The sequence below is a fragment of the Bacillus sp. TH19 genome (genome assembly GCF_016651075.1).
GTDB classification, from domain to species: Bacteria; Bacillota; Bacilli; order Bacillales; family Bacillaceae_G; genus Bacillus_A; species Bacillus_A mycoides.
Window position 1 is genome coordinate 1,949,055 of sequence record NZ_JAEKEO010000010.1, and the last position, 13,883, is coordinate 1,962,937.

11 protein-coding genes and 2 pseudogenes are annotated in these 13,883 nt (G+C 34.1%); 8 read left to right on the forward strand and 5 right to left on the reverse strand.

Going from position 1 to position 13,883, the window contains the following annotated elements; translation table 11 throughout:
• Positions 1–66: 66 nt before the first annotated feature.
• Entirely contained in the window at positions 67–285 is a 219-nt protein-coding gene (locus tag JFU54_RS27610) for a helix-turn-helix domain-containing protein (protein ID WP_002141696.1), read from the reverse strand.
• Between the two features lie 10 nt (positions 286–295).
• Positions 296–778, reverse strand: a complete 483-nt coding sequence (locus JFU54_RS27615) for a DUF2975 domain-containing protein (RefSeq protein ID WP_201067244.1) — start codon at positions 776–778, stop codon at positions 296–298.
• Positions 779–1,167: 389 nt separating this feature from the next.
• Here JFU54_RS27615 and JFU54_RS27620 point away from each other — a divergent pair, with 389 nt between their 5' ends.
• The 5 genes and pseudogenes from JFU54_RS27620 (at position 1,168) to JFU54_RS27640 (ending at position 7,184) form a co-directional block, all read left to right on the forward strand.
• Positions 1,168–1,935 (forward strand): ABC transporter ATP-binding protein, encoded by a 768-nt coding sequence (locus JFU54_RS27620; RefSeq protein ID WP_016102055.1) that lies wholly within the window; start codon positions 1,168–1,170, stop codon positions 1,933–1,935.
• 13 nt (positions 1,936–1,948) lie between these two features.
• On the forward strand, positions 1,949–3,832 hold the full coding sequence (locus JFU54_RS27625) for an ABC transporter permease (protein ID WP_016102054.1): 1,884 nt from the start codon (positions 1,949–1,951) through the stop codon (positions 3,830–3,832).
• A 161-nt stretch (positions 3,833–3,993) separates the two neighbouring features.
• Positions 3,994–5,255, forward strand: a pseudogene (locus JFU54_RS27630) (MFS transporter).
• A 56-nt stretch (positions 5,256–5,311) separates the two neighbouring features.
• Entirely contained in the window at positions 5,312–6,178 is an 867-nt protein-coding gene (locus JFU54_RS27635; RefSeq protein ID WP_016102052.1) for an ABC transporter permease subunit, read from the forward strand.
• Between the two features lies 1 nt (position 6,179).
• A complete protein-coding gene (locus JFU54_RS27640) occupies positions 6,180–7,184 on the forward strand; it encodes an ABC transporter permease (protein WP_061688774.1) in 1,005 nt (334 codons plus the stop codon).
• A gap of 44 nt (positions 7,185–7,228) precedes the next feature.
• On the opposite strand, the gene JFU54_RS27645 is transcribed toward JFU54_RS27640, so the two are convergent.
• Both JFU54_RS27645 and JFU54_RS27650 read right to left on the reverse strand, forming a co-directional pair.
• Entirely contained in the window at positions 7,229–8,929 is a 1,701-nt protein-coding gene (locus JFU54_RS27645) for a pyruvate oxidase (RefSeq protein ID WP_016102050.1), read from the reverse strand.
• Between the two features lie 82 nt (positions 8,930–9,011).
• The gene (locus JFU54_RS27650) at positions 9,012–9,749 is read right to left on the reverse strand and encodes a ZIP family metal transporter (RefSeq protein ID WP_016102049.1); all 738 of its coding nucleotides are present in this window, start codon (positions 9,747–9,749) and stop codon (positions 9,012–9,014) included.
• A gap of 192 nt (positions 9,750–9,941) precedes the next feature.
• Between JFU54_RS27650 and JFU54_RS27655 the strand changes: the two genes are divergently transcribed.
• Entirely contained in the window at positions 9,942–10,661 is a 720-nt protein-coding gene (locus tag JFU54_RS27655) for a class I SAM-dependent methyltransferase (RefSeq protein ID WP_201067333.1), read from the forward strand.
• Between the two features lie 349 nt (positions 10,662–11,010).
• Entirely contained in the window at positions 11,011–11,709 is a 699-nt protein-coding gene (locus tag JFU54_RS29960) for a DUF7003 family protein (protein ID WP_016102047.1), read from the forward strand.
• Between the two features lie 11 nt (positions 11,710–11,720).
• Here the strand turns inward: JFU54_RS29960 and JFU54_RS29965 are convergent.
• Positions 11,721–11,822, reverse strand: a pseudogene (locus JFU54_RS29965) (ArsR/SmtB family transcription factor); the annotation flags it as partial.
• A gap of 472 nt (positions 11,823–12,294) precedes the next feature.
• On the opposite strand from JFU54_RS29965, the gene JFU54_RS27665 reads away from it, so the two are divergent.
• Positions 12,295–13,608 (forward strand): hemolysin family protein, encoded by a 1,314-nt coding sequence (locus JFU54_RS27665; protein ID WP_016092639.1) that lies wholly within the window; start codon positions 12,295–12,297, stop codon positions 13,606–13,608.
• Positions 13,609–13,883: the final 275 nt, after the last annotated feature.

Genomic DNA, 13,883 nt, shown 5'->3' on the forward strand with positions numbered 1-13,883 from the left:
ATTGCTATCCCTTCATTTTAATTTCACTATTTAATCCCATTGGTTGAAGAAAGTTGTTGTCTGTATTTATTGAGTGAATTCGTCGCTTTTGTACTCCAAAATATCACCTGGTTGACAATCTAAAGTCTTACATATCGCTTCTAATGTTGAAAAACGAACCGCTTTTGCTTTCCCATTTTTCAGAATGGAAAGATTCGCCATCGTAATCCCAACCCTCTCCGAAAGCTCCGTTACGCTCATTTTTCGTTTTGCTAACATCACATCAATATTAATAATAATTGCCATATTCTCCACCTCAGACCGTTAAATCATTTTCTGATTTTATATTAATAGCTTCTTGTAAAAGCCTTTGGAGAACAGCAGCAAAAACGGCGATCACCATAGAGGCGAAAATGATGGTCAATCCGATTGGTATGAAACTTGGAGGATCAATTTTTTTTGCCATGAGATAGTAGAGTGGCATACCTAGCAAGTACAAGGTACTGATCGTGATGGCACAGTATTTTATATTCTTTAAAGCCTTTACCGATAATTCCGAGAACGCTTGGTTCTTATCAATATAGCTTAAAAGTTTAAAAGCTTGATACAGAGCAAAGTAAAAAGGTATCACTGCCGCGTACATATCGATTAAAACGAGAGATTTCATATAAGTAATATCTGGATACAATTCTCCAGCAAAATTCCCAATCTTAGGCACCAAAAATATGCACAATGCAAGAACTGGGAATCCTATAAAAGTAATAGCTAGCTTTAAAAAGAGTGTCGTAACTTGTTTCATAAAAAGCACCTCACTTATGTAATAACAACATGATTTTATCATGTTATTTATCGTTTAGCAATAAAAATATATTGTTTTTTATTTCATTATTATTGTTATTGAAATATCTTTTAAATTTTGATAACAATAAAAAGCATTTCTCATTCCAAAGAAATGCTCTTATGAAGTGGTTTGTTTTTTTAAACCTTACAAAAATGTAAGGTAAATGTAAGGGAAATCGAATGAAAGGATTTTAGAAAAGTGAGAATATTAAGCAGAGAAATCGTTTGTATTTCTTATGTATCTCAATCTGCATTTGGAAAATTTAAAAATTCTTAAGAATTTTTATGAGAAAAATATAAGAAATATATGGGAAATTTATACTATACAAAAGGGATGGAGTGAAAGAGATGTCAACAAATGTAGTTACTGTAGAAAGTGTAGAAAAAACGTATGGGAAAAGAAATGAGAATCAGTCAAAAGCATTAAGGGGTGTTTCATTAAGTATTAAAGAAGGAGAGTTTGTAGGGATTATGGGTCCATCTGGATCTGGTAAAACGACATTACTAAATGTGATCAGTACACTTGATCAAGCGACAGGTGGTAGTGTAACAATAGCTGGCACAAATATTACTTCTATGAAGGGGAATGCATTATCAGATTTTCGTTCTCAAAAACTAGGATTTATTTTTCAAGACTTTAATCTACTAGAAAATTTATCAATTTATGAAAATATCGCTTTACCACTTTCCTTGCAAGGCGTACCGTCAAGTGAGATTACTGGAAAAGTAAATGGGGTTGCGACGAAATTAGGGATCACTGAAATTTTAACTAAATATCCGACTGCTGTTTCTGGTGGACAAAAACAAAGAACAGCGGCAGCACGAGCTTTAGTACATAATCCGGCAATCGTATTAGCAGATGAACCGACAGGAGCACTTGATAGTAAAAATGCAAAAAGTTTATTAGAAGCGATGCAAGATTTACATGAAAATCACAATGTAAGTATTTTAATGGTAACACACGATGCATTTAGTGCGAGCTATTGTGAACGTATTTTATTTATACAGGATGGACTTCTTTATAAAGAGTTAAAACGTCAAGGAACACGAGAAAATTTCTATCAAGATATTTTAGGTGTGCTTGCCCAAATGGGCTCAGCAACTGAGTTGAAGTAAGGGGGGCGAGACTATGTTATTCAAATTATCACGTCATAGTATGAAAAAAATGTTAAAGGATTATATGGTTTTACTTATTGGTCTAGTCATTAGTATTAGTATTTTTTACATGTTCCAAACGATGGCGATGAATAGTGAATTTACAAAAGATAATAGTCTCATTGGTAGTATTAGGCTCGTCTTTTGGGTTGGTGCAATATTGCTTTCTTTCATTACAGTTTTTTACATCATATATGCCAATTCTTTTTTACTTACATTAAGAAGAAAAGAACTCGGTATGTACATGATGCTTGGAGCGAAAAAGAAAAAAGTAGCGCAATTATTATTTATTGAGACTTTTGGTATGGGGATTGTCAGTATTATTATCGGTATTTTAGTAGGAATAGTACTTGCTAGTGTAGCAGGAAATTTTTTAATGAATGGAATGGAAATTTCAGCAAAAGGTAATTACGCATCTGTGTACACACCAGCTATATTAGTTACATCTATTTTCTTCTTAATATTATTTTTCATTACTGGTTTAATGAATAGTTTCCGATTATTACGTAAAACAGAATTAGAGTTAATACGTGAAGATGAAACGCAAGATGAGGTGAAGAAAAGTAAGACTCGCACTGTTATTATGACAGTACTAGGTGTATTGCTAGTAAGTACAGGATATTATTTTATGGTGAATATAAAAATGTTTGCTGAACTAGGATTTATAATAGCGACAATTGTTACGACAGTAGGAACGTATTTCATTTTTAGCTCGTTGCTCCCACTTTTTGTAATGAAAATTAAGGGAAATAAAAAACGAAATGAAACGGGATTAAATAGTTTTACTTATGCACAGTTACGTTTCCGAGTAACTAGTTTATCGAGGGTACTAGGCACTGTAGCGATGTTAATTGCATTAGGTGCAGGTGCAATGACAGCAGGTATGGCGTTTCAAAAGAATGTAGGCATTATGACAGACTTCTCACGTGTATATGATGTCGTAATTCATGATCCAAATGAACAAGATAAAGCGGCATTAAAAGAAATGGAAATTGTTGAAGAAAGCAAGTATAAGTATAAAGTAGATGGAGAAGCGGTTTATTATTTACGTAACGACTTAACTGAAAAACCACCACTTATTTCAGATCATTTTGATACAAAGACTTTAAAAGAACCTGCTCGTAAACGTGTGGCTACACCTTTAACTGAACCTGTCTATTCTGCTTTGGAAGCTCCTGAAGTAGCGAATAAGCTTCCTCGTATGCCAAAAGATTGGGAAGATGCGGTTGTAAGAGAGATACAAATTACACATAATCAGTTTAACGGAAAACCGGTAAGAATTGCAGATGAAGAGCATTACAAAGGAATTCAAGGAACAGAACATACTGTAACATTAGCAAAAGTAGATGATATGAAAAAATATAAACCGTTATTGACAGAAATTGATAAGAGGCAAAAAGAACAAATTGAAAAAACAACAGGTACAAAAGTAGAATTATATACGAAAATGACAATTTATCAGTTCGTGAACAGTTTCATGAGCGGAACAATGTTTATGGGATTTTTCCTTGGAATTGCATTTTTAGCAATGATGGCGAGTTCTCTTATGTTCAAAATATTAACAGGCGCTTCTCGTGATGTACGCCGTTATGAAATGTTACGAAAAATCGGTGTGAGACGTAGTATGTTAACAAAAAGTATATATAAAGAGATTTCATATTTATTTATCTTCCCAGCAATTATTGGAATCTCCCACGTTTTAGTAGGGCTTAACTTATTCAGTTTCATATTAGTTGACCCATTTGTAAAAGTGTGGATGCCAATAGGAATCTTTTTAGTCATTTATTTCATCTATTACTGGATAACTGTTCAATTGTATAAAGGTATGGTAATGCCGAAAGAGGAAGTAGCGAAATAAAATAGTTTAATGGAAAAGTCCTTGTATGAAAACAAGGGCTTTTTCAATAGGATGTTCTTTATAAAGAAGGAAAAGATTGGATAATGGTCGAAAAAAATATAATAAGACTTCCGAGAAATGACTGAAATAATAATATTTTGTCGAGAGAAAGGATATTACGTATGAAAGAAATGCTACAGTTATTTCGAAACAAAGTTTATGCACGCTTTTTTCTAGCGAATATTTTAGAACGCCTTGGTTCTATGATTGCTGGAATTTCTTTAATGTTTTACTTGTTAGATCAATACGGAAAACAACCAGTTTACGCAACGATGACGCAAATTATGATTGCATTACCTGCACTAATCTTTTTTTATTAGTAGGGACAGTAGTGGATCGATTTGATAGACAACGTATTTGTACGGTAAGTAATATATGTTGTTCAATTTGTAATATCGGAATTCTAATTTCGCTTTATTACGGGATGATCATACTAGTCTTTATATTTTTATTTTTGGAAAATGCATGTATCCAATTTTTCTCTCCATCAGAACAGGCAATGATACAGGGAGTAGTAGAATCAGACCAATACGGTGCAGCGGCAGGTATTAATCAAATGGTAAATAGTTTATATGCTTTATTTGGTGTAGGAATTGCAACGATGGTGTATTGGACTTTTGGAATTTACGGGAGCATTTTAGTAAATACGCTCACCTTTATTGCGAGTGGTATTTTGATACAAACGATCTCGATTCCAGAAAAAGTTCGTTTGCCAAATGGTAGAACAAAATGGAAAGAAGTTAATTTGAAGATGTTAATAACAGAGTTTAAAGGAGGGATTAAGTATATATACCAAAATGAAACTTTAAAAAAATTACTTTTAGGATTTATCGTATTTGGATTATTAAATGGTATTTTAAGCGTATCCACTACTTACATATTAAAATACAAATTAGCGCCAGCAACATATGAAAGCTTAGCAATGGTTGGTGGAGTAGTTGGAGGAATCTCATTACTAATTGGAAGTATAGTAGCAACGAGTATAGGTAAGAAATATGCACCAAAATCTATTATTGTATTTGGGATGGCGGGCTCTGGGGTCTTCTTCGGTATGTGTTACTTTGTAAATCACGTATGGTCTTTTTATCTATGTATCGCTTTTGCGACTTTCTTTTTACCATTTATTAATGTTGCAATATCGGGCTGGATGTATGAAATTGTAGAAGAGTCATTCATGGGACGTGTTCAAAGTTTACTTAGTCCATTAACGACAGGATTCCAGCTGTTATCTCTCGGTGCGATAGCGATGTTATTCCCAAAATGGATTGGTGCAGATACCTTGTATATTATTTTATTTGGTTTATTATTTTTAGTTACGTGTTTATATCAAGCTATTTTACCTAGTGGGAAGAAGCAAGTGCAATGTATAGCTGAAGAGATGTAACATATGTAGGTTTTTGGTTTCTGAATATTCTATCGAATGACAAGGGGGATAGAGTGATGTTGATGCGAGTTGCTAAATGGTGTGGGGTTACTTGTTTACAATTATTTGCGGCGCTTATTTGTATTCTATTTTTAGGGGCACTACCGCGTTTATTTAAGGGATTACAAATTGATTTAATCGGTTTTTGGAACACAGTTGTGTTTCTTGGAGAGAAGTTACTTCAACCAGGTGAAATTACGTATGGATTTCGGAATTCAAGAAAGTTATTTCCACAAATATGGATTCATTATGTAGAAACAATGTTTGTATTTATTTCGGCATTTATACTATCTTTACTCATTGCGTATCTTATCGTTGTGTGGGTATTACAGCGCTCTCAATCAAAGCAACGTATGTGGAATGGGATTTTCGTCGCACTTGAAAGTATTCCGGACATTTTATTAATTTTATTATCTCAACTTCTAGTAGTAATAATCTTTCAAAAGACAGGTTTTATGCCAGTGAAATTTGCAGGACTTGGAGAGGAAAGGGCTCGCCTGTTACCAATAATATGTCTTACTTTACCTACAACATTATTATTTATTAAGTTACTACTATTACGTTTCAGAGAAGAATTAGAGAAAGATTATAGTATATTTGCTAAGAGTAAAGGGCTAAGTTTAAGACATATTTTGACGCACCATATTTCAAGAAATGTCCTGTTAACAACAGTCTATTATGCAAAAACGAATATTTTATTTATGTTATCAAACTTATATATTATTGAATGGCTGTTTAATACGTACGGTATGTTCGTTTTCGTGAAAGAAAATTCGAAATTAGAAATATTTACAGTGAGTTTAGTTTTATTATACGTACCGCTTTTTATACTATTTCGTTTATTACATACGCTTTTACAAAATGTTATAAAGGAGCGTGTGTAACATGTGGCAAGTTGTAAAAAGAGATGTGAGATTTTGGCTAGGTGTTACTTTTTTGAGTGTACTAATGATTGTTAGTATTGGAAATACGCTGTTTTTCGATGGGAATATTCGTGAACTAACGATGATGTATAACGAAAAAGGAGAATTAGAGGCTGCTCCGTTTTCACCGTCGAGTAAATTTTGGTTTGGAACTGATGAGAAAGGCCGTGACCTGTTCCAGTTAATAATAGAAGGAGCGAAATGGACAGTTGGTGCAAGTGTCGTTATCGCAGTTTTACGTGTAGTAATTGGAGGAGCTATTGGTTTATTACTTGGTATGTACAGTAAACGTTCATTTCCAGTAATCTCATCTTTTTTTGATCCGTTTAGTATTGTACCAATGATTATGATTTCCTATTTTATGTTAAATGCAGTTTTAATGTTCGAAAGTGGAGAGGCTGCTGCTCCGTTTCATTTACGGGTTGCGTTTCAAATTATAGTTCTTGCGTGCCTTGCTGTACCGACTGTTATGTTGTACGTGGCGCAAGAAGTAAAACGTATTAAGAATGAAGAATTTATGTTGGCGGCCACTGTGCTCGGCGGAAGTAAGTGGCAGAGGTTGAGACGCCATGTATGGCCGCATATGTTACCATCATTTCTTTTATTAGTAGCCCAGCAATTTGTAAGTACTTTATTACTCCTCTTGCATCTTGGTTTGTTGCGATTATTTTTTGGCGGAACAATAATTTTTGGCGGTATAGATGCAGATAGTGTCACAAAAGAGTGGACAGGGTTAATTGGTCAAAACTTCCGTCACTTAACTACTCATACATGGATTGTACTTATACCAATCGCTTTCTATAGTATGACAATTTTGTCAGGAAATCTTATTAGTAATAGTATGCAAGATGCGATTAAATTAGGAAATGTTAGAAGAGCGAAACAGAAGAAGGAAGAGGTGAAAGTAGAGAAACAAATACAGCCTACCGTGAATGATTTTTCATTTCATAGAGAGGTACAAAAATAAAGAAAGATAGCTGAAGACAAATTGTTTTCAGCTATCTTTTTTGTTTAAAGTGGTGGTAAATCAATCTTACCTTCTTCAAATAATTCCTTTATCATATGTTTCGTATAACCAGCTGCTTGACCAAATGTGATTTTTGCTGGCATTGGTGCTTCATTTACATCTACTACTACATCAATAATACATGGTTTATTTTGTTTTACTGCGTTTTCAAAAGCGGGGAGTAGTTCATCTGAATTTTCAACTCGATATCCAATACCACCGCAAGCCTCTGCGTATTTTGCAAAATCAGGATTCGTTAAGTCTGTACCAAATTCGATATTACCCATAACCTCTTGTTCGAATTTAATCATGGCGATTTTATTATTATTTAATACGACGACAACGATTGGCAGTTTATATTTAACAGCTGTTACGAAGTCATTCATTGTCATTCCAAACCCGCCGTCACCACAAACTGCAAACACTTGTTTATCCGGGAAAGCAATTTGTCCAGCAAGTGCACCAGGTAAACCACAGCCAAGTGTTGCAAGCCAGCTAGAAATGATAAATTTCTGGTTTGTCATACGGAAGTGCCTTGCTGTCCACACTGTTACATTTCCGACATCTACTGAAAGAATTGCATCATCTTCGGCTACTTGTTGCAGTGCGTGCATAACTCGTTGTGGTTTAATTGGAGTAGAAGAATCTTCTTCTTGAGTGTGTAATTTTTCTTCCCACTTTTTCATCATTTCTTGATGATGCTCTAAGAAGGAATGATCCTCGTGTTTTTCTACATTTTCAATTAACCATTTTAATGTTTTATCAGCATCACCAGCTAAGCCGATATCTGTCGTATAACGTTTCCCGATTTGTGCAGGGTCTGTATCAATATGAAGTGTTTTTGCTTTTTCGGGTAAGAAACCAGTGAACGGATAAGAAGTACCAACCATAATTAAAGTATCTGCATGCTTCATTGCTTCATAAGAAGGTTTCGTCCCGATTAATCCTAATCCACCGATACAAAGAGGGTGTTCATCAGGAACAATCCCTTTAGCTGGTAATGTAAGTACGATTGGAGCACCGATATGTTCTGCAAATGCAAGTAAAGACTCTCTCGCATGTTTAGCTCCTTTCCCGGCTAAAATAACAGGTTTTTTCGCTTCATTAAGTGCGAGTTTCGCTACAGCTAAATCTTCTTCTTGCGGAAATATTTCTGGTAATGTAAAGGAAGAGTTTGTAATGCGCGCACCATTTTTTACTTCAAATTTTGGAACATCATCTGGAATTGTAAGAACAGAGACACCTTTTTTTGTATATGCCATTCGAATCGCTTGATTCACTACAGCAGGTAACTGTTCAGCTGACATTATTCGTTGGTTATAAACCGCAACATCATCAAACATTCTTTCTAAGTTTACTTCTTGGAAAAAATCCGTTCCGAGTAAATCGCTTTCTACTTGTCCTGAAATTGCTAGTACGGGAGCTTGATCGAGTTTTGCATCGTATAAACCATTTAATAAATGAATCGCTCCAGGTCCTGCAATAGCCATACAAACACCAAGTTTTCCTGTTAATTTCGCATAGGCTGCCGCTGCTAACGCACCAGCTTCTTCATGGCGAACTTGAATAAATTTAATTTTATCTTGTTTTTTTCTTAAAGCTTCAATAATAGAATTAATGGAATCTCCAGGCATACCATATATGTGTTCTACACCCCAGTCAATTAAAAGGTCCACTAATGCTTCACCGGCTGTTTTTCCAAACATAATCGTTCCTCCTTATAATAGGTAGATACTATTATGTTTTGGAGAAAAAGGAAAAATATACAAATGATATAACTTATTTGTTTTAATGATGTCCAGTGAAAAGAGTGAAGACTGTTATTAGTAAAAATCCACTAATAGACCACGATAGAAACGGAAGGAGAGATAGCTGTTTTTTTGCTTTCCAAAGCATTTCGTGAATTGTGACATAGCCAAGAGAACCAATTGCGCTTCCCATAATAAGTCCTTGTAAATGGAGAGCTTTCCCGTCCATCATAATGCCAAAAACAGTACCGGTCCCTAGGATAAGAGAAAGTAATAAAGTTGTTAATAAAAATGAAATGTATTTATGTTTTGTAAAAAGAAATGGAATAATTAAAGCTAACCCTTCTGGAATATGGTGAATGACAATCGCAAGTAAGAAAGGAATGGCAGAGTCATTATGATTTATAAACGCTGTTCCTAACGCAAATCCACTCGGCATATTATGAATGAATATAGCGAAAGAAAGAAAAAGGAAGGTTTGCCATGCTTGTTGATCTTTCTTATGTATAATCGGATGGTGACAATAGTTATCTAATAAGCTCATAACTAAAATACCGATAGCTATACCGAGCATAGGCCCAATTATTTCATAGCTTGAAAATGTTTCAGGAATAATTTCAAGTGATAAAAGCCCAAGCAAAATCCCACCACATAATGCGTATAAGCGATGCATCTTTTCTTCAATTAGTTGGCGTGTTGCTACTCCAACAGCACCTCCTAATAGTAATCCACCGAACGAAAAAAACGTAACGATTATAGGAATCCATAAACGTTCCATAACATCACACTCCAATTCTATCCCCTTATTTTCAGCTTACTAATGGGGGAGGGAGATTAGTCCAAATTATTATGACTAATTATAGAGAAAAAACTGTAAATTCATTATAATTTATATATTAAAATGAAATGGGGAATGTAAGTGCAAACAAAATGGAACTTATCTGAATATAAAAATCCAAAACGATAGGATATAGAAAATAAAAGTTTTTCAGATTTTCCGTTTTTACTATCATGGGCGCAAAAACTAAATATACAAAATGAATGGATTTTAGATATTGCATGTGGAACAGGGAGAGTCACTATTCCTTTTATCGAAAAAGGGTATCAAATGATTGGTATAGATATACATGAAGGAATGCTTGCTGAAGCGAAGAGTAAATCTGCGAGTTTAAAGAATATAAAGTGGTTACAGCAAGACTGCTTGCAATTGAGCGTCGAAGAAACAATTCCTTTAGCATTTATGGTAGGACATGGATTCCAACATTTTCTTACTAATACACATCAAAATCAATTATTAGCATCGATTCATAATGTAATAACTGATAATGGTATATTCATATTTGATACACGTTTTCCGTCAAAGGAAGAATTAATACAACCATCTACAGAAGAATATTGGACAACTATTACAGATGAACAGGGAAGAAGATGTGATTTATATACTGAGATGAATTATGATTCAATTCAACAAATACAGTACTACATAACAACAAGAAGGTTTTATGAGGATAATGCGCTAGTAGAGGAACTGAAAACAACAATAGATCTTCGGTATACGTATCCACAAGAATTAGAAAGATTACTAGTAGCGAATGGGTTTGAATTGTTACATATATATAATGATTGGGATGGGAATGAGTTGCAGGAGGATTGTTATTCTATGGTGGTAGTTTGCCAGAAGAAAAGATAGGGATGCTGATTGTTATATAGTAAGTTATTAGAAAAAATGATCAAACTGTATTTCACATTAACAATAGACTATGTGTCTTTGTTTTAATTGTAAGGAAGAATAAGAGGAGCTGCAGTGGAGTGCTATGGTGGGGACTGTGTATAAAGAAAATGAAGGGTAAGGTCATAATCAAATGTTGTTTACTGAGCCATTAGAGTTTTATATAATATACAAATAAACAAAACTGGATGGTTGCCAGTTTAGAGGGACATAAAAAAATGTCCTGGTATTTAGATAATGTTTATGAGTTAAATAAAGAAAAACGAATGTAATAAAAATTTACTATACTAACTTTATGGAGAGTAATGTTATGAAAGCAGAAAAAACACTTGAAACACTAGATAGGTACGCGGAGGAGTTTGATTTTCCAGTACTTGATAACTATAATTTTGACTTAGCACAATCCAGAATATCTGTTTTTCGAGAGGAAGACAAGTGGCTCATTGTATTTGAGGTTGTAGGCGTTGATGCAAACCTTGAGATATCGAATAACTTCTATGTGTATAGTAATAGCATGAGACAGCAAGGATTCTTTTCATGTTTCGATGAAATCTTAACGCTTGTAAATGAAGAATATTGGTACGATGATGAAGATCATTTCCTTGTAGATCCTTTTCATATGGAGTTACTTTTGAAAGGAGAACGTATCACTTTAACACCAACTGTAGAAGAGTATAAGCGTTTAGGAATTGAAACTGATTCATTTCATCCTACCAAACTTATTCGTTTTTTAACTTCTAAATATAAGGAGAAATTCTGGGTAAATCCCTCGGACATATTAGATGAAACCAATGCAGAATTTAAACCAAATCTATTTTATCAAACAGAAGAATGGGAACATCCTGATATAAGTGAGGATCAAAAACCGAGTGAGAGCATATTCTTTCAAAGTTTAGCTAAAGCGATTGAATTAAATAATGTGAATTTGATAACTGTAGGGAAAGTAAATAATGTTTGGACCAATTGGACATGGAGTGATTTTGAAAAACAAGAAGAGGATGACATTTAAATAAGAAACTGTTTTTCCCCACCTATGATACATTGAAGCATTTGTAACATTATTTTATCGGTAAAGCCATGTATGAACTTCGCTTTCACATCTAAATCATTTGAGTTGAACAATCGTATTAGTTATTACTAATATGTGTGTCAAAATATTTTAAAAAAGATTGATAAATGTTTCTTCGCTTTATTTTTAATGTGAGAAGGAATGTAAATAATGAACAAAAAAATAATATAGTTAGTGGCAGCGAAGGAAATGTTATAGTGTTTGATGCACACATTATGCAGTTTTATGTCACAGGAAAGAGAAGCTTTTTGTTTGAATTTCAGGGTATACAAAATGTAAACGTTGACTGGGATTTATTTCTCATGCTAACATATAGATAATTTAATCAAGGCGGTGGAAATGTATTGGACTCAGATGTTGACTCGGATAGGTGGCTAAATGACCTCGATTTTCTCAGAGTACCCCTCATCATTTTGAGAATGTAGATTTTATACAATCTCATGTCAATGTGTATGAAGTAGGTCTGGAAAGAGAAAATATATCAGGAGGTGAATCCTTTAGTTTCAAGGAAGCTAAGGGAATTAGTTGGACATATTTAATTTAATCATGGTAGTGGTTTTAATCGCATGTACTGCATTTTTCGTAGCAATTGAGTTTGCTATTGTAAAAGTAAGAGGATCAAAGATTGATCAATTTGTATTAGAAGGAAAGAAAGGTGCGCTGGCAGCTAAGAAAGTGACATCAAACTTGGATGAGTATTTGTCAGCTTGTCAATTAGGGATTACAGTTACAGCAATGGGACTCGGGGCACTAGGTGAACCAACGATTGAGAGACTTTTACATCCTTTATTTGATAAGTGGAACATCAATCCTTCCATTGCAGGTGTATTATCTTTAGGAATTGCTTTTACTATTATGACGTACTTACATGTTGTAGTTGGTGAATTAGCACCAAAAACATTCGCGATTCAAAAGGCTGAGAAGGTTACTTTATTACTTTCGGCTCCGCTTATCTGGTTCTACAAAATCATGTATCCGTTTATTCGCTTGTTAAATGGCTCTGCAAGGATGATAACAGGAATGTTCGGCTTAAAACCTGCATCAGAGCATGATGTAGCACATACAGAAGAAGAATTACGATTGATTCTTTCTGAAAGTTATGAACGTGGAGAAATTAATCAAGCTGAATACAAATATGTAAATAATATTTTTGAATTTGATAATCGTATTGCGAAAGAAATCATGGTCCCTCGTACAGAAATTATAGGGCTACATGTAGATAATTCTTTAGCAGACCATATGAAAATAATCCGTGATGAAAAGTATACACGTTACCCAGTATTTGGGGAAGATAAAGATGAAATCATTGGCATGGTGAATGTGAAAGACTTCTTTATTCGTTATATGAATAAGGAAACAAAAGAATTCAATTCTATTCAATCGTATACGCGTCCAGTAATTGAAGTAATTGAGACCATACCAATACATAATCTTTTACTACAAATGCAAAAGAAACGTATTCCGTTGGCTGTGTTATATGATGAATACGGCGGTACGGCTGGTATTGTAACCATTGAGGATATTCTGGAAGAGATTGTAGGAGAAATCCGTGATGAATATGATGAAGATGAGCGTCCGCCCATCCAGCAAATGAATGAAGGGCATCTTGTCGTAGAAGGTAAAGTATTAATTAGCGAATTAAATGATTTACTAGGATTACATATGAATGATAGTGATGTTGACACGATTGGTGGTTGGATTCTGATGCAGAATTATGATATCCAGGAAGGGCAAACAGTAAATAGCGAAGGATATGCATTTAAAATTCTTTCTAAAGACCCTCACCAAATCAAACGTGTTGAAATACAAAAAGAAATGTTGGAAGCAGCAACTGTATAGTTGCTGCTTTTTATTCAGTTGATAACATGGTAGCCATCCTCATTAAATTCATTGATTGATCAACTCTTTACCTGTTAACACATTACCGAAATAGGGAATGATTGTTTCCTTTGCATTCCAGGTTCAACACCCCTTCGATATTGTAAAATGTATCTCATTTATACAAATTGTAATATAATTTACATGTAAATTCGTAGCGTAAAATAGATTAAAAGCAACAAATGTTGAGAAAGGATGCCCTTGTCAAAATTAGTATTTGTATTTCACTAGATAAT

Coding starts and splice junctions, on each gene's coding strand:
- JFU54_RS27610 (WP_002141696.1), bottom strand. CDS start 285: ATGGCAATTATTATTAATATTGATGTGATGTTAGCAAAACGAAAAATG.
- JFU54_RS27615 (WP_201067244.1), bottom strand. CDS start 778: ATGAAACAAGTTACGACACTCTTTTTAAAGCTAGCTATTACTTTTATA.
- JFU54_RS27620 (WP_016102055.1), top strand. CDS start 1,168: ATGTCAACAAATGTAGTTACTGTAGAAAGTGTAGAAAAAACGTATGGG.
- JFU54_RS27625 (WP_016102054.1), top strand. CDS start 1,949: ATGTTATTCAAATTATCACGTCATAGTATGAAAAAAATGTTAAAGGAT.
- JFU54_RS27635 (WP_016102052.1), top strand. CDS start 5,312: ATGTTGATGCGAGTTGCTAAATGGTGTGGGGTTACTTGTTTACAATTA.
- JFU54_RS27640 (WP_061688774.1), top strand. CDS start 6,180: ATGTGGCAAGTTGTAAAAAGAGATGTGAGATTTTGGCTAGGTGTTACT.
- JFU54_RS27645 (WP_016102050.1), bottom strand. CDS start 8,929: ATGTTTGGAAAAACAGCCGGTGAAGCATTAGTGGACCTTTTAATTGAC.
- JFU54_RS27650 (WP_016102049.1), bottom strand. CDS start 9,749: ATGGAACGTTTATGGATTCCTATAATCGTTACGTTTTTTTCGTTCGGT.
- JFU54_RS29960 (WP_016102047.1), top strand. CDS start 11,011: ATGAAAGCAGAAAAAACACTTGAAACACTAGATAGGTACGCGGAGGAG.